Consider the following 16179-nt stretch of genomic DNA (forward strand, 5'->3'; position numbering starts at 1 on the left):
TCCCAGCATAGCCCAAATTTTTGGGGCTGAGGGCGGCGTGCGCCCGGCGGGAACCGGGAGCGCGACGCGGCGGAGGATGCGGCATGCGGCGCGGGGCCGGGGCTCGATTTTTCGGGTCCTACACCAACAAGATTGATGCGAAGGGCCGGCTGGCGACGCCGGCTGCGTTTCGGCGCGTGCTCGATCTGGCCTCTGAAAATGTCATCTATTGCCTTCCGTCTACGGAAGAGCCGTGCCTTGAATGCGGCGGCGCCGATTATATCGACCATCTGCTCGCGATGATTGAAGACCTTGATCCCTATTCGGAAAAGCGCATCGCGCTTGAGCGCGCCATCGCTACGCAAATGACGCCGGTGACGACGGATACTGAAGGGCGCATAAATTTGCCTGAAGATCTGCGCGCGCACGCCAAGCTGAACGGCCAGGCGCTGTTCGCCGGTCACATACGTTCTTTTCAGATATGGAATCCCGAACTCTTCGCCGATCCGCTTGATGAGGCGAAGAAGATCGCCAGCGATGCAAAGCGTTCGCTGCGCAATCCCGGCAATGGGTTGAGCAGCGGGGAGGGCGCGCAATGACCGCAGCGTCTCCGCAATCCGGGCACAAGCCCGTCATGTTGAAAGAAGTCATCGAAGCGCTCGCGCCGAAAAACGGCGGCGTTTATGTCGATGCGACTTTCGGCGCCGGCGGCTATACGCGCGCGATTTTGGCTGCCGCTGATTGCGTGGTTTACGGTTTTGACCGTGACCCGACCGCAATCGAGCGGGCGAAAGAGTGGGCGAAAGAGTTCACCGGACGGCTTTTCCTCATCAACCGGCCCTTCGCAGAAATGCGCGAGGCGCTGGCGGAGGAGGGCGTGGAAACTGTCGACGGCGTTGTCTTCGATCTCGGCGTATCTTCGATGCAGCTGGATGAGGCCGAGCGCGGCTTTTCGTTTCGCTTTGACGGACCGCTTTCCATGCGGATGGATGGCGGCAAGCCTGATGCGGCGGAAGTCATCGCGCGCGCTGACGCGCAGGACCTTGCAACCATCTTTCGCCGCTATGGCGAGGAAAATCGCGCCAACGCCCTTGCAAGGGCAATACTGCGTGAGCGCGAAAAGGCGCCGATCGAAACCACGGCGCAATTGGCGGCGATTGTCGAAAAGGCGACGCCGGGCGCCGGGCGGCTGAAAATTCATCCCGCGACGCGCGTCTTTCAGGCGCTGCGTATTTTTGTGAATGACGAACTCGGTCAGTTGATCGCCGGCTTGCGCGCAGCGGAGCGACTGTTGCGCCCGGCGGGCCGGTTGGTGGTCGTCGCATTTCATTCGCTTGAAGACCGCATCGTCAAACGCTTTCTGACAGGGCGTTCCGACGCCAAAAGCAGCGGTTCGCGGCATCTGCCGCCGGCGGATGAGCCGCCGGCTTCTTTTGAGCTTCTCTATTCGCGCGCAGTCGCTGCGTCGCAGGAAGAAATCGATGAAAATTCGCGGGCGCGATCAGCGAAGCTCCGGGCGGGGCTTCGGACTGAGGCGGCGCCCGCACCGGACGCGGGAGAGGCGCTTGGCGCGCCAAAAGAAATCAAATTATCCTTTATGGACGGAGGCAGGCAAAAATGATCCGTATAACAACTATTTTTCTATGTGTGTTGCTGGCGGCGGCGGCGTTTGGCCGGTACAAGGCGGAAATTTCGGTTCGTGAGCTGCGCGAAGACATTCAGCGCATCGAGGTGAGCAAGGTCGAAGAGCAGCGGGCTATCCAGATGCTGCGGGCTGAGATCGCCTATCTTGAAAACCCGGACCGCCTTGCGAAAGTCGCTGAGACCAAGACTGAGCTGCGTCCGTCGACCGGCGAGCAACTGGTCAATGCGCACGAGTTTGCCTCTCTGTTCGGTGATGAAAGCTATATCGCAACAGAAGAGGCGCCAGCGCCGGCGGGCGATGTTATTCGCAATGCGCTGGCCATGGCGCAGCTTGCGGACGCGCAATAACGACTTCAATCCTTACCCACAGGCGGCCGCCAGATGTTCCAGGGCAAAAACAAAAGAGCCAAGCCAAAGGCCTATGTCATCGCCGATGCGGCGGCGAGCGATGTTGAGCTTGGAACGCTGAGCAAGGCGCGGGCGGCGGGCGAGCAGTCATTGCATGTGCGCGCCATGGGCGCGCGCGGACGTATCGCTGAACGCGCCCGCATGCGCGTCATGATGTGTGCGTCGGTATTTGTTTTTGTGTTCGCCGGTCTTGGTGTGCGGCTGGCGTTTATTTCTTTCGGCGATCTTGCACCGGCGACAAGTTTCGCAGCCGCGCCGATGGCCGTCGCGCCGCGTCCGGAAATTGTCGATCGCAATGGCGCGCTGCTGGCGGCCGATTTGCCGGTGATCGCGCTGGAAGTCGCCGGCCGCGAAGTCTGGGATGCGCGCGAGGCGGCGCAAAAATTATCTGCGGTCCTGCCCGACATTGACGCGCTTGAACTGGAAGCGAAGCTCGACCAGGGCCGCTATGTTGAAGTGCGTGCCGATCTGACCCCGGCGGAGCGTCAGGCTGTGTTCGATCTAGGCTTGCCGGGCGTCCGCTTCGCGGCGCGGGTGAAACGTTTCTATCCGCAAGGCAAGCTCGCCGCGCATGTGGTTGGTCATGACGAGCCCGGCAAGGGCGGGGTTATGGGGCTTGAAAAAGTCGCAAACCGGTATCGCGCGCCAAAAGGCGGCGGCGGGCCCATGCGCGCCAGTATTGATATTCGTGTGCAGCAGATCCTTGAAGAAGAACTCAGCGACGCCATGACGACATTCTCCGCCGAGGCCGCATGGGGCGCGGTCATGGATGTGGAGACCGGCGAAGTTGTTGCGCTGGCGAGCCTTCCTGATTTCGATCCGAATGCGCCGGGCGCCTATCCGGCCGATTCCCGCCGCAATCGCGCCACCTATGACCGCTACGAGCTCGGTTCGGCGTTTAAGAGTTTCATCGCCGCGTCGGTCATTGAGGACGGGCTTGGCAATGAAGGAACAAATTACGATGCGCGCGGAAACCTCCGGGTGGCGGACCGCACCATCACTGATTTTCATGGCGAGAACCGCGTTCTGACATTGTCTGAAGTTGTGCAGCATTCCTCAAATATCGGCGCGGCGCGTATGGCGCTCGAACTTGGCGCAAAAGAACAGCAGCGGTTTTTACAGGCGCTCGGCTTGTTCGAAGCCTTGCCGATAGAGCTTGCCGAAAACCGCGCGCCGGAGCTTCCCTGGCAATGGGGGCCGGTGGAAACCGCGACGATTTCATATGGTCACGGCATTTCGGTGACGCCTTTGCACTTGCTGGCGGCCTATTCGGCGGTGGTCAATGGCGGCGTATATCGCACGCCGAGCTTCCTCGCATCATCGGCTGACCATCAAGCGCGCGCGCCGGAAGGCAATCGCGTATTCAGCGAAACAACCAGCGCCGCAATGCGCCGCATTCTTCGTCGTGTCGTGACCGACGGGACGGCATCCTACGCCGAGGCGCCGGGTTATTATCCGATAGGCAAGACGGCGACGGCGGACAAGCGCTCCGAGACGGGCGGCTATCAAAAGGATGCGCGGATTGCGAGTTTTGTCGGCGCCGTTCCCGGCTATGCGCCGCGCTACGCTGTTTTGATTTCCTTCGATAATCCGCAAGCGCTGAAAGAAACCTATGGCTATGCGACGGCGGGTTGGAATGCTGCGCCCGCATTTTCGCGCTTTGTCGAGCGGGCGGCGCCGTTGCTCGGCTTGTCGACGGTAAATGAAGCGACCGCGCTTGCGTCATTCGTTTCCGGCCAGCCGCCGGCGCTGATGCGACAGGCCGCGCTGCAAAGTGAAGTCTTGGGCGAAGCTTTGGGTAATGGCGCAGGCGATGCCGGGGGCGGTGCGCCATGAGGCTTTCCGAACTTGCGTATGAAAGCATCTCGCCGGACCCGCAGATTGACGGGCTAACCGCCGACAGCCGCGCCATCTCGCGCGGCTTTCTGTTTGCTGCGCTGCCGGGCGTTCATGCGGATGGCGCTAAATTCATTCCCCAGGCGGAGGAAAGCGGCGCGGTGGCGGTTCTCGCGAAGCCGGGTGTCACGTCAAACCTGCCGATCATCGTCGATGCGGAGCCGCGGCGGCGGCTGGCGCAAATGGCGGCGCGTTTCTATCCGCGTCAGCCGGAATTTATCGCCGGGGTCACGGGCACTAACGGCAAAACGTCAACCGCGCGCTTTGCTGCGCAGCTTTGGTCATTGCTTGGCTATGAAGCGGGCAGTCTGGGCACGCTCGGCGCCCAGTCGCGCGTCTACGAACGCCCGCTCGGGCATACGACGCCTGACCCCGTCATGCTGCACGAAACGCTGGACGCCATGGCGCGCGCCGGCGTCACCCATCTTGCAATGGAAGTCTCCAGCCACGGTCTTGCGCAATTTCGCGCCGACGCCGTGCAGTTCTGTGTAGCGGCCTTCACCAACATCACCCAGGACCATCTCGATTATCACGATACGTTTGAAGATTATTTCACGGCAAAGGGCCGGCTTTTTTCATCGCTTTTGGCCAGCAACGGCGTCGCCGCAATCAATATGGACGGCGAGCGCGCCGAAGACGTCGTCGAGCTTGCGCGTGCACGCGGCGTGCCCACGGTTCAGACCGGCGTTAAAGGGCGCGACATCACGCTTGTCAGCTGCACTCCGCATTTAGGCGGGCTCAGCCTGGTTATCGAAGCGGGCGGAAAGACTTATCGCGTTGAAACGCCGCTGATCGGCGCATTTCAGGCGGAAAATGTATTGCTCGCCGCAGGCATGGTTGTCGGCGCCGGGGTGAAATTTGACGATGTCATCTTGCAGCTTGAAAATATCGAGGGTGCGCAGGGGCGCATGGAGTTAGTCGGTGAGACGAAGGGCGCGGGCGTTTATGTGGATTACGCGCATACGCCCGATGCGGTCGCAACCGCGCTGGCCGCGATCCGCCCGCACGCGTCGGGGCGCGTCATTGCGATCATTGGCGCCGGCGGCGACCGCGACAAAACCAAGCGCCCGTTAATGGGCGCCGCCGCGATGAAAAACGCGGATCATGTGATCGTCACGGATGACAATCCGCGTTCGGAAGATCCTGCTGCAATACGGGCGGGTGTTTTAAAAGGCTGTCCGGGCGCGGCGGAGATTGGCGACCGGGCGGAAGCGATTGCTGCGGGCGTCGACATGCTCGCAGAAGGGGACGTGCTTCTGATTTTGGGGAAGGGGCACGAAGCGGGGCAACAGGTTGGGGATCAGGTCTTGCCGTTCGACGATGCCAGCGTAGCGCGGGATGTTATCGCCGGTCGGATAAAGGAGCTCGGGTGATGGTCAAGGAAACACAAGATAATCTGTGGAGTGCGTATGAAGCTGCGGCGGCGACCGGCGGCGCTTTATGCGCGCGCGGCGGCGATCCGAAAAGCTGGACGGCGGAAGAATGGAATGCCGGCGGCATTTCCATCGACACGCGCACTTTAAAGCCCGGCGATATTTTTGTGGCGCTTCGCGATGCGCGGGACGGGCATGAGTTTTTGAAAAACGCCTTTGCGGCGGGCGCTGCGGCGGCTTTGGTGGCGCGGGCGCCGGAAGACGCGCCCGACGGTGCGCCGCTATTGGTGGTCGGTGATACGCTGAACGGATTGCGCGATCTCGCGGCGGCGGCGCGCACGCGCAACTTTGGCAAACGCATTGCGGTTACTGGCAGCGCTGGCAAAACCTCGACCAAGGAAATTTTGCGCGCCGTGCTGGGCAGCGACGGCGTGGTCCATGCCGCAGATAAGAGTTTCAACAATCATTGGGGCGTGCCGCTGACGCTGGCGCGGTTTCCCATGCATGCCGATTATGGCGTGTTTGAAATCGGCATGAACCATCCGGGCGAGATTACGCCGCTGACGGAACTGGTGCGCCCGCATGCGGCGATCGTCACCACGGTGGCGGCGGCGCATCTGGAGTTTTTCAAATCGGTCGAAGAGATCGCCGAAGCCAAAGCGGAGATTTTCACCGGCCTCGCGCCCGGAGGCATTGCAGTCTTGCCCTATGATAATGAGTTTTTCGGCCTGCTGAAAAAGCGCGCCGAGGCTGCGGGCGCCGCGAGTTTCGTTTCCTTCGGCGAAAAAGAAGGCGCGGATTTTCAACTGCTCGACTACCAGGCCGATGGCGCCGGGGCGAAACTGAAAGCACGGCTCAAGGGTAAGGTTCACAGCTTCAAGGTCGGCATTGCGGGCCGCCATCAGGCGACGAATATGCTCGCCGCGCTTGCCGCTGCTGATGCGGTTGGCGCGCCGCTTGAGCCCGCTATCGCGGCGCTGGCCGACATCCTTCCGGCGGAAGGGCGGGGCGCGCGGGCGCAGATCGTGATCGATGGCGGCGCGGCGACCCTGATTGATGAAAGCTATAACGCCAACCCGGCTTCCATGGCGGCGGCGATTGGCCTGCTGGGCGCTACGGAGCCGACTTCCGGCGGGCGGCGCATCGCGGTTTTGGGCGAAATGCTGGAGTTGGGGCCGGAAAGCCCGGCGCTGCATGCAAAACTGGCAGACGCGCTGCTTGCGGCGAAGGTTGACCGGGTTTACGCAGCGGGCCAGTTAATGCGCCATCTCTGGGATGTCCTTCCTCCAGCCATGCGCGGCCTGCATGCCGGCGACGCCGTCGGTCTCGTCGGCCCCGTATTGGACGCGGTCGCCCCGGGCGATATTGTCATGGTCAAGGGATCGAACGCCTCGAAAGTAAGCGCAGTCGCGCGTGCGCTGAAACAAAGCGGCGCCAAGGATGATTTGAAAGAGAGCCGGGCCTGATGTTGTATCATTTGCTGACCCCCTATGCGGATCAGTTCCAGTTGTTCAATGTGTTCCGTTATCTGACGTTCCGCACCGGCGGCGCGGTGATGACGGCGTTGTTGATTTCGTTTTTGTTGGGCCCGTCGCTAATCCGCTGGATGCGCCGCAAGCAGGGGCGCGGTCAGCCGATCCGCACAGATGGCCCGCAGACCCATATCATCGAGAAAGCTGGCACGCCGACCATGGGCGGCGTGCTGATTTTGATTTCGCTGACCGTCGCCACATTTTTATGGGCGCGGCTCGACAATCCCTATGTCTGGATCGTCATGGGCGTGACGCTCGCATTTGGCGCGCTTGGATTTATCGACGACTATATGAAGGTCACCAAGCAAACGACGGACGGTGTTGTCGGCAGCTTGAAATTGATCGTGCAGTTCGCCGTGGCCTTGCTTGCGGCCTATTTCTGCATGGATGCGCTCAGCGCCGCGCCGGATGCGCCGGAAGGGCTGGCGCGCTCGGTCGGCGTGCCGTTCGTGCCGCTTACCTTGTTTCAGGAATGGTTCAACGCGCCTGGCGTGCCGCTCGGGATTTTCATCATACCCTTCGCCGCCTTCGTGATCGTCGGCGCCTCGAACACGGTGAACCTGACCGACGGTCTTGATGGGCTGGCCACCGTGCCGGTGATGATCGCGGCGGGCGCCTATGCGCTTATCGCGTATCTTGTCGGCAATGCGATTTACGCAAATTATCTGGGCGTTCCGTTTGTGCCAGGCGTCGGCGAAGTGACTGTGATCTGCGGCGCCATTATCGGCGCCGGTCTCGGCTTTTTGTGGTACAACGCGCCCCCCGCTGCGATCTTTATGGGTGACACAGGCTCGCTCGCGCTTGGCGGCGCCATCGGCTCGATCGCGGTCGCTGCGAAGCATGAAATCGTGTTGGCGATTGTCGGCGGGCTGTTTGTGCTCGAAGGCTTGTCCGTGATGATCCAGATCGCGTCATTCAAACTTACCGGCAAGCGGGTGTTCCGCATGGCGCCGATCCATCACCATTTCGAGCAACTTGGCTGGAAGGAATCCACCATCGTCATCCGGTTCTGGATCATTGCTTTCGTGCTGGCGATGGTTGGCCTCGCCACCTTGAAACTGCGTTAGGGCGAACGATGATCTTGATCCCTGACGTAAAGCGAAAGAAGTTCGGCGTTTTCGGCCTCGGCGTTTCCGGCGTTGCGACATGCGATGCGCTGGTCGCCTCGGGCGCGCAGGTCTTTTCTTTCGATGAAAACCGTCAGGCGCGCGACAAGATTGCGGACACGGAATATCGCTGCGAGCATCCAAAGAACTGGCCCTGGAAAGAACTCGAAGCGGTGGTGGTGTCGCCCGGCGTGCCGCTGACCCACCCAAAACCGCACGCAATTGTCCGTAAGGCGAAGCTGGAAAAAGTTCCCGTCATCGGCGACACGGAATTATTCGCTCGTGCGTTGAACGCGCTGGAAGAACGCGCGCGTCCGCGCATTGTCGGGGTCACGGGCTCCAATGGCAAATCTACGACGACTGCGTTGATCGGGCATATTCTGAAACAGGCGGGCGAAGACGCTTATGTGGGCGGCAATATTGGCGAGGCCGTATTGTCGCTGCCGGCGTTTGAAAGCGACGCAATTTATGTGCTCGAGCTTTCTTCCTTCCAGCTCGATCTTACTCATTCCATGCGTCTCGATGTGGCGGTGTTTTTAAACCTGTCGCCTGACCATATTGAACGGCATGGGTCCGTCGACGGCTATCTCGACGCAAAAAAGCGGATCTTTTTGAACCAGACCGAAAAAGACCTCGCGGTGATCGGCGTCGATGACGACTATGCGCAAAGCGTTTGCACCGAATTGATGGCGCGCGGACCGGCTGAAGTGCGCCCGGTCTCCGCAGGCAGCGCGCTGGGGCGCGGCGTTTATGCGCTTGAAGACAAGATCTACTACAATCTCGACGGCAAGACCGCGACTGCGGGCGATCTGACAACGGCGCGGTCCTTGCGCGGCGCGCATAATCATCAAAACGCCGCGGCGGCGGTCGCCGTCTGCGCGCGGTTTGGCGTCGATCCGGCGCTCGCCGTAAAATCGGCGCAGCGCTATGAAGGTTTGCCGCACCGGCTCGAAGAGGTCGGACGCAACGGCAAGGTGTTGTTTGTCAATGATTCAAAAGCCACCAACGCAGACGCGACGGCGCGGGCGCTCAGCGCTTTTCAGGATATTTTCTGGATCGTCGGCGGCAAACCGAAAGAAGGCGGCGTAGAAAGTTTGACGCCGCTGATGGGCAGGGTGCGCGGCGCCTATCTGATCGGCGAAGCGGCGGCGGAATTTGAAACGCAGTTGAAAGACTCGGTCAAATGCATGCAATGCGGCGATCTGGAAAAGGCCGTCGCGGCGGCGGCGAAGGATGCGGCGAAGTCCGATGCGTCGAACCCGGTCGTGCTGCTATCGCCTGCCTGCGCATCCTATGACCAGTTCAAGAATTTTAACGAACGAGGCCAGGCGTTTCGCACGCTCGTCTCTGATCTCTCGGCAACCAATGGAGAGGCGGCGTGAAACGACTGTCGCGGCTCGATGATTCCCCGTTTGCGCGTCTGTGGTGGTCGATAGACCGCACGGCGCTGGCGATCCTGTCTTTGATCATTGTCATTGGCGGGGTGGTGTTGATGGCCGCGGGCCCATCTGCAGCGGCGCGCATGTCTAATGTGGATCAGTTCCAGTTTCCTATGCGCCAGCTCGTTTTTATGGGGCCGACTTTGCTGTTGATCACAGCGATTGCGTTTTTGACGCCGTTGCAGGCGCGCCGGCTAGGCGTGTTTGTGTTTGTCGGCGCAATCGCGCTGATGGTGTTTTTGCTGATTTTCGGCGGCGAAGTGAACGGCGCAAAGCGCTGGCTGTATTTCGCCGGCATGTCGCTGCAGCCTTCTGAATTCGCCAAGCCCGGTTTCGTCATCGCCGCCGCCTGGATGCTGGCGGAGGGTGCGCGCGATCCGAAATTTCCCGGCGGCGCGGTCGCCATCGGGCTATATTCCCTGTTCGCCATGTTGTTGCTGCTGCAGCCGGATTTCGGGCAATGGGCGCTGATAACCGCCGTCTGGGCGGTGATGTTTTTCGTCGCCGGCTGGAGCTGGTTATGGATCGCGCTGCTTGGCATGGCGGGCATGGGCGCATTGACCGCCGGGTATTTTCTCTCCGATCACGTCGCCGCGCGCGTTGACGGTTTTTTCAAACCGGAAACAACGGAAACCTATCAGGTTGATCGCGCGATCGAAACGATCGCCAATGGCGGGTTGATAGGTCGGGGCGATGCGCCGCCGGTCAAGACCGCGCTGCCCGACGCCCATACGGATTTCATCTTCGCGGTGGCGGGGGAGGAGTTCGGCTTTCTGCTGGCGATCTTGATCATCATTTTGTTCGCGATTTTCACTGCGCGCGTCATGGGCGTTGCGGCGGGGCTGAAAAGCGTCTTTGCGCAATGCGCCGCGACCGGGCTTGCGGCGATCATCGGCTTTCAGGCGATCATCAATATCGGCGTTTCTTTGCGCGCCTTGCCCGCCAAGGGCATGACGCTGCCCTTTATTTCTTATGGCGGGTCTTCATTGCTCGCGACAGGCCTGACCGTTGGCCTCATTTTCGCACTGACCCGCACCCGGCAGGGCGTGTATCGGCGCAAGGACATCATGCCGTGATGGTCTCGGGGCCAATCGCGCTCGCTGCGGGCGGCACTGGCGGGCATTTGTTTCCGGCCGAAGCCTTGGCGCAGGAATTAAAACGCCGTGGCCATCGCGTGCTGCTCGTCACCGATGTGCGCGGTGCGCGATACGCTAAAGACTTCCCCGCCGATGAGCGGTTTGAGATTTCCGCCGCGACCCCGTCCATTGGCGGTCTTGTCGCAAAAGCAGCGGCCGCGGTTTCCATCGCCTCCGGTCTGGTGAAATCCATGCGCGAGTTCAGGCGGCGCAAGCCCGTCGCCGCGGTGGGGTTTGGCGGCTATCCGTCGCTGCCGGCCATGAAGGCGGCGGCCTTGATGAACATCCCTTATGGCGTGCATGAACAAAACGGCGTTTTGGGCCGCGCAAACCGCATGCTGGTAAAGGGCGCAGACTTTACCGCGCACGCATTCCCCGTGCTTGAAAAATTGCCCGGCGGCGTAGCGACAATTGAAGTGGGTAATCCGGTGCGCGATGCGGTCGCCGCGCTGGACGGCGCTTCCTATCCGCGGCGCGGCGGCGATTTTCAACTGCTGATCTTTGGCGGCTCCCAAGGCGCCAGCATTTTTTCCGACGCGCCGGTGAAAGCTATCGCCAGCCTACCGGAAGATTTGCGCAAGCGACTTGTGGTTACGCATCAGGCGCGTGACGGGGAAATGGAAGCGGTGCAAGCCGCCTATGCTCAAGCTGGCGTCCGCGCCGAAGTGGCGCCGTTCTTCACCGACCTGCCGCAGCGCATGGCGGCGGCGCATCTGGTGATTTCGCGCGCCGGCGCATCCACCGTGACTGAACTGGCGGCCATCGGGCGGCCATCGATTTTGGTGCCGTTGGCCATCGCCATGGACGACCATCAAAGCGGTAACGCACGGACTTTGGCCAATAAAAAGGCCGCCGTGATTTTGCCCGAAAAACAGTTTAATCAATATGAGCTGGCCGCGCCGCTGGCGGCCTTGCTGGAAAATCCGGCGCGCCTTGAAGCGATGGCGAAGGCCGCGCATGGGGCGGTTAAATCCGGCGCCGCCTCGCGGCTCGCCGATCTGGTAGAGACCATCGCCGCGCAAAGGGCGGGCTGAGTAGAGTATTATGACGCGCAAAGACCAATTTTCAAAAATCGACCCGCCGGCGATCAAGGTTCGCCTGCCATTTGGCGCGGGCGTTGTGCATTTTGTCGGCATTGGCGGCATTGGCATGAGCGGCATCGCCGATGTGATGCGCACGCTTGGCTATGATGTGCGCGGCTCCGACGTTTCAGACAGCGCCAATGTTCAGCGCCTGCGCGACAAGGGCATTCCGGTCACCATCGGCCACAGCGCCGCGAATGTGGAGGGCGCCGATGCGGTGATCATTTCCACCGCGATCAAACGCGACAATCCGGAAGTCGCCGCCGCCCGCGCGCGACATATTCCGGTTGTCAAACGCGCCGACATGCTGGCCGAGCTGATGCGCCTCAAATGGACCGTTTCGGTCGCCGGCACCCACGGCAAGACCACGACCACGACCATGGTTGCTGCATTGCTCGACGAAGCCAATCTTGATCCCACCGTCATCAATGGCGGCGTCATCAATGCTTATGGCGCCAATGCGCGCATTGGCGAGGGCGACTGGATGGTCGTCGAAGCCGATGAGAGCGACGGCACGTTTATCCGCCTGCCGACAACCGTCGCTATCGTCACCAATATCGACCCGGAACATCTCGACCATTGGGGCGGGTTTGAAAAATTGCGCGCCGCGTTCGACCGCTTTATCGAGAACACGCCGTTTTACGGCTTCGGCGTCGTCTGTCTCGATCACCCGGAAGTGCAGGCGCTGGTCGGGCGCGTCACCGACCGCCGCCTCATCACCTATGGCGTCAATCCGCAGGCCGATGTGCGCGCAGCGAATATTCGCCATGAAGACGGCGCCAGCTTTTACGACATCATTTTCCGAGAGCGCGGGAAAGAGATCGACCGCATCGAGGGCGTTCGCCTGCCCATGCCGGGCAATCACAATGTGCTGAATTCACTGCCTGCCGTGATCGTCGCCAAGCGCCTCGGCGCCAGCGACGAGCAGATCAAATCCGGCCTGTCGAAATTTGCGGGCGTGAAGCGGCGCTTTTCTCCGGCGGGCGAATGGAAGGGCGTAACGATCATCGATGATTACGGCCATCACCCGGCGGAAATCGCGGCGGTCCTGCGCGCAGCGCGCAATATCGCCAAGGGCAAAGTCATCGCGGTGGTGCAGCCGCACCGTTATTCGCGCTTGCACGACCTCTTTGACGAATTTTGCGCCTGCATGAATGAGGCCGATGTGGCGCTTGTCGCCGATGTCTATGCGGCGGGCGAGACGCCCATTGAAGGGTTTAATCGTGACAGTCTTGTCGCCGGCCTTGAAAGCCATGGGCACCAAGGCGCGCGCGCGCTTAAAAGTTTCGATGAATTGCCGCGCGTCATTTCCGAAGTGGCGGAAGCGGGCGATTATGTCATTTGCCTCGGCGCTGGCGACATTACGAAATATGCTAATGCGCTGGCGGGCGAGCTTGGCAAAATGGGGAGTTAAAGAATGCGACCGCTCATTTTGACAGGCGCTTTGTTATTCTCGTTAGCTGCGACGGCTGCGAATGCATGCTCCTGTGTGGTTCCTGCTACGGTAGAAGAGCATGTCTCCGGCATGCAAGCGATCTTTATAGGCGTCCCGATCAAAACGCAGAGAGCCTTGATAGGGTTGAATCCCGACAATCCTGATCGGGTGACCCAATTTCAGGTGCGTGAAAAGATGAAGGGCGTTGAGCAAGACCGTATTTCGATCTTTCACGACAGACAGGATAACGGTAATTGCGGTCTCAACTTTGAAAAAGCGCAGGAGTATTTTGTTTTCGCCTATTCTGATGAAATGGGGCGTTTGGTCACTACTGACTGCGCGTTGACCCGGGCGATAAGTAAATACGAGCCGGCAACAGTCGATGCATATCGTGATGCTTTGGGCAAGAATTGAAGTTGCACGTAACAATCCAGGATCTCCCCACCGTCCGCGGGAAATACACGGAGAACGCAGACCTCTCCGCGCTGACATGGTTCCGCGTTGGTGGCTTTGCTGATGTGCTCTATTCGCCTGCCGATGAAGACGACCTCGCGCATTTTTTGAAAGAAACGCCGGAAGACATTCCGGTTCATGTCATGGGCGTCGGCTCGAACCTGTTGGTGCGCGACGGCGGCGTGAGGGGCGTTGTCATTCGTTTCGGTTCGCCATTTCGGCAGATTAAAGTCGAGGGCATGCGGGTCACCGCCGGCGCCGGCTGTATTGACGCGCAGGTTGCCAAAGCCGCCGCGAAGGCAGGCGTCGCGGGGCTCGAATTTTTTCGCGGCGTGCCGGGCACGATTGGCGGCGCCATCCGCATGAACGCCGGCGCCTATGGCGGCGAGGTGAAGGACGTGCTGGTCGCCGCCGTCGCTTATGACCGCAAGGGCAAGCGCCGCATTCTCTCCAATGCCGGGCTCGGCTTTTCCTATCGCCATTGCTCGGCGCCGGAAGATTTCATCTTTACCAGCGCGACCTTCGAGGGACGTCCTGACGATCCTGCGCGAATTTTGAAGCGCATGGATGAAATTAGCGAAATGCGGGAAACGACCCAGCCGATCCGCGAGCGCACCGGCGGCTCCACTTTCGCCAATCCTGATCCGGAAATCTCCGGCGGACGCAAATCCTGGCAGCTCATCGACGAAATCGGGGGCAGGGGCCGCGTGGTCGGCGATGCGCAGGTTTCCGAACAGCACTGCAATTTCATCATCAATCGCGGCGACGCCACGGCGGAGGACCTCGAGACCCTAATCGAGTCACTTCGTAAAGATGTGTTAACCAAGACCGGCGTTGAGTTGCACTGGGAAATCCGGCGGATAGGAGAGCCAGGGCAGTGACGAGGAAATACAACCGCATCGCGGTCCTGAAGGGCGGCTGGTCGCCGGAACGCGAAGTGTCGCTCAATTCCGGCGCGGCGGCGGCGAAGGCCCTGCGCGAAGCGGGATATGAGGTGATCGAGATTGACGCGCAGCGTGATCTCGCCGCGCAACTTGCCGAAATCAAACCGGATGCGGTGTTCAATGCGCTGCATGGACAATGGGGAGAGGATGGCTGCGTGCAGGGCGTGCTGGAGGTGATGGGCATTCCCTACACCCATTCCGGCGTGCTGGCGTCTTCGCTCGCCATGGACAAGCAGCGCGCCAAGGCGGTGTTTGAAGATGCGAATATCCCGTCGCCCTATGGCAAGATCGTCTCGCGCGCGGAGGCGGCGAAGGGCCATGTCATGGAGACGCCCTATGTCATCAAGCCGAATGCGCAAGGCTCTTCCGTCGGCGTCTTCATCGTCAGAAAGGGCGAGAACCGCCCGCCAGCCGAGCTGACAGCAAAAGAATGGTCGCTGGGCGATGAGGTGCTGGTCGAGAAATTCATCGCCGGGCGCGAACTCACGGTTTCCGTCATGGGCGACAAAGCGCTTTGCGTGACCGAGATTACGACGGCGCTCGCTTTTTATGATTATGAAGCGAAATACGCCGCCGGCGGATCGAAACATGTGTTGCCGGCGGAAATTCCCGATGAAATTACAGCGCGCTGCATGGATCTCGCCTTGCGCGCCCATCATGCGCTGGGCTGCCGCGGCCTGTCGCGCGCCGATTTTCGATATGACCCTGACGCCGAAGGCGAACAGGTCTATTGCCTTGAAGTGAACACCCAGCCGGGATTGACCGCGACGTCGCTCTCGCCGGAGCAGGCGGCGTCTTGCGGCATTCCGTTTTCTGAACTTTGCGCCTGGATGGTGGAGGATGCGTCGTGCCAAAGGTGAAAAAGAAACCAGCAAAAAAAACCGCGAAACGCCGGTCGCGCAAAAAACCTGAGGGCTTTTTCGAACGGGTCAGCGCCGTCTGGACGCGCTTTTCTCACGCCATGATCGCAAGTTCGGTTTTGCTCGCGGTGGTCGCCATCGGATTTCTCTGGGCTGGCGGTTATATCGGCTTGATGGGCGAGAAGCTGAATCGCTTCGCCGGCGCCGGCGCCGTCAATGCAGGTTTTGAAATCACGCGCATAACCGCGCGCGGCGTCGCCCATTCCAGCGAAGATGAAGTGCTCTCTGCGGTCGGGCCGGTGATTGGCGGTTCGATCCTGCATTTCGATGCGGACCGGGCCCGCGCGGCGGTTGAGCAGCTTGGCTGGGTGCGCACCGCCGCCGTGTCGCGCCTGATGCCGAACACCATTCATGTATCGGTGCGCGAGCGGGAACCCGCGGCTGTGTGGCAATTGTCGGGCGCGCTGCATCTGATCGATGACACTGGCGCAGTCATTCGTCAGGTCGACGCTTATGAATATGCGGATCTGCCGCTCATTGTCGGCGCCGGTGCGCCGGAGGCCGCGTCGGAAATGCTGCAAGCCTTGCAGCACGCGCCGGAGCTTTGGGGGCTGACCTCGGCGCTGATCCGGGTCAGCGACCGCCGCTGGAATTTGAAGACGCGCAATGGCATCGACGTGAAATTCCCCGAAGGCGGGGTCGGCGATGCAGTGCATTATCTGTCGCGCCTGCAAGCCGAAACCGGATTGCTTGACGAGCAGCTCGAATATGTCGATTTGCGCAATCCGGAAAACTTCGTCTACAGAAGAGTTGGCGGCGTTGAGCTGGAGCGCCCGCTTGGGCGGATAGAGTAAGCGGCGCGGATTTACCGTCGTTGCAAAGTAAGGGCGAA

15 protein-coding genes are annotated in these 16179 nt (G+C 60.7%); all 15 read left to right on the top strand.

The annotated features are described in order from the left end of the window. The first annotated feature begins 83 nt into the window (after positions 1–83). Genes AC0L8G_RS07800 through AC0L8G_RS07870 form a run of 15 tightly spaced genes read left to right on the top strand, consistent with a single transcriptional unit; the run spans position 84 to position 16141 of the window. A complete protein-coding gene (locus AC0L8G_RS07800) occupies positions 84–578 on the top strand; it encodes a division/cell wall cluster transcriptional repressor MraZ (RefSeq protein WP_473388163.1) in 495 nt (164 codons plus the stop codon). After that, a complete protein-coding gene (rsmH, locus tag AC0L8G_RS07805; RefSeq protein ID WP_473388164.1) occupies positions 575–1600 on the top strand; it encodes a 16S rRNA (cytosine(1402)-N(4))-methyltransferase RsmH in 1026 nt (341 codons plus the stop codon). The genes AC0L8G_RS07800 and rsmH overlap by 4 nt, the downstream gene beginning before the upstream one ends. Continuing rightward, complete coding sequence (gene ftsL / locus AC0L8G_RS07810) at positions 1597–1971, top strand: cell division protein FtsL (RefSeq protein WP_473388166.1); 375 nt, start codon at positions 1597–1599, stop codon at positions 1969–1971. The genes rsmH and ftsL overlap by 4 nt, the downstream gene beginning before the upstream one ends. A 33-nt stretch (positions 1972–2004) precedes the next feature. Beyond that, the gene (locus AC0L8G_RS07815; protein WP_473388167.1) at positions 2005–3867 is read left to right on the top strand and encodes a peptidoglycan D,D-transpeptidase FtsI family protein; all 1863 of its coding nucleotides are present in this window, start codon (positions 2005–2007) and stop codon (positions 3865–3867) included. Beyond that, on the top strand, positions 3864–5300 hold the full coding sequence (locus AC0L8G_RS07820; protein ID WP_473388168.1) for a UDP-N-acetylmuramoyl-L-alanyl-D-glutamate--2,6-diaminopimelate ligase: 1437 nt from the start codon (positions 3864–3866) through the stop codon (positions 5298–5300). The genes AC0L8G_RS07815 and AC0L8G_RS07820 overlap by 4 nt, the downstream gene beginning before the upstream one ends. Further along, a complete protein-coding gene (locus AC0L8G_RS07825; RefSeq protein WP_473388170.1) occupies positions 5300–6766 on the top strand; it encodes a UDP-N-acetylmuramoylalanyl-D-glutamyl-2,6-diaminopimelate--D-alanyl-D-alanine ligase in 1467 nt (488 codons plus the stop codon). The genes AC0L8G_RS07820 and AC0L8G_RS07825 overlap by 1 nt, the downstream gene beginning before the upstream one ends. Then, positions 6766–7899 (top strand): phospho-N-acetylmuramoyl-pentapeptide-transferase, encoded by a 1134-nt coding sequence (mraY, locus tag AC0L8G_RS07830; RefSeq protein WP_473388171.1) that lies wholly within the window; start codon positions 6766–6768, stop codon positions 7897–7899. Before AC0L8G_RS07825 ends, mraY begins: the two co-directional genes overlap by 1 nt. Positions 7900–7907: 8 nt before the next feature. Continuing rightward, positions 7908–9320 carry a UDP-N-acetylmuramoyl-L-alanine--D-glutamate ligase gene (murD, locus tag AC0L8G_RS07835; protein ID WP_473388173.1) on the top strand — a complete coding sequence of 471 codons (1413 nt, stop codon included), beginning with the start codon at positions 7908–7910 and terminating at the stop codon, positions 9318–9320. Continuing rightward, entirely contained in the window at positions 9317–10453 is a 1137-nt protein-coding gene (locus AC0L8G_RS07840) for an FtsW/RodA/SpoVE family cell cycle protein (protein ID WP_473388174.1), read from the top strand. Before murD ends, AC0L8G_RS07840 begins: the two co-directional genes overlap by 4 nt. Next, positions 10453–11547 (top strand): undecaprenyldiphospho-muramoylpentapeptide beta-N-acetylglucosaminyltransferase, encoded by a 1095-nt coding sequence (gene murG / locus AC0L8G_RS07845; protein WP_473388175.1) that lies wholly within the window; start codon positions 10453–10455, stop codon positions 11545–11547. The genes AC0L8G_RS07840 and murG overlap by 1 nt, the downstream gene beginning before the upstream one ends. A 10-nt stretch (positions 11548–11557) precedes the next feature. Beyond that, a complete protein-coding gene (gene murC / locus AC0L8G_RS07850; RefSeq protein ID WP_473388176.1) occupies positions 11558–13009 on the top strand; it encodes a UDP-N-acetylmuramate--L-alanine ligase in 1452 nt (483 codons plus the stop codon). A 3-nt stretch (positions 13010–13012) separates the two neighbouring features. Beyond that, complete coding sequence (locus AC0L8G_RS07855) at positions 13013–13444, top strand: hypothetical protein (protein WP_473388177.1); 432 nt, start codon at positions 13013–13015, stop codon at positions 13442–13444. A gap of 2 nt (positions 13445–13446) precedes the next feature. Beyond that, the gene (gene murB / locus AC0L8G_RS07860) at positions 13447–14364 is read left to right on the top strand and encodes a UDP-N-acetylmuramate dehydrogenase (protein WP_473388178.1); all 918 of its coding nucleotides are present in this window, start codon (positions 13447–13449) and stop codon (positions 14362–14364) included. Next, complete coding sequence (locus AC0L8G_RS07865) at positions 14361–15287, top strand: D-alanine--D-alanine ligase (RefSeq protein ID WP_473388180.1); 927 nt, start codon at positions 14361–14363, stop codon at positions 15285–15287. The genes murB and AC0L8G_RS07865 overlap by 4 nt, the downstream gene beginning before the upstream one ends. Beyond that, on the top strand, positions 15275–16141 hold the full coding sequence (locus tag AC0L8G_RS07870; RefSeq protein WP_473388182.1) for a cell division protein FtsQ/DivIB: 867 nt from the start codon (positions 15275–15277) through the stop codon (positions 16139–16141). The genes AC0L8G_RS07865 and AC0L8G_RS07870 overlap by 13 nt, the downstream gene beginning before the upstream one ends. Positions 16142–16179: the final 38 nt, after the last annotated feature.

This window comes from Hyphococcus sp. D3-15, from assembly GCF_055809375.1.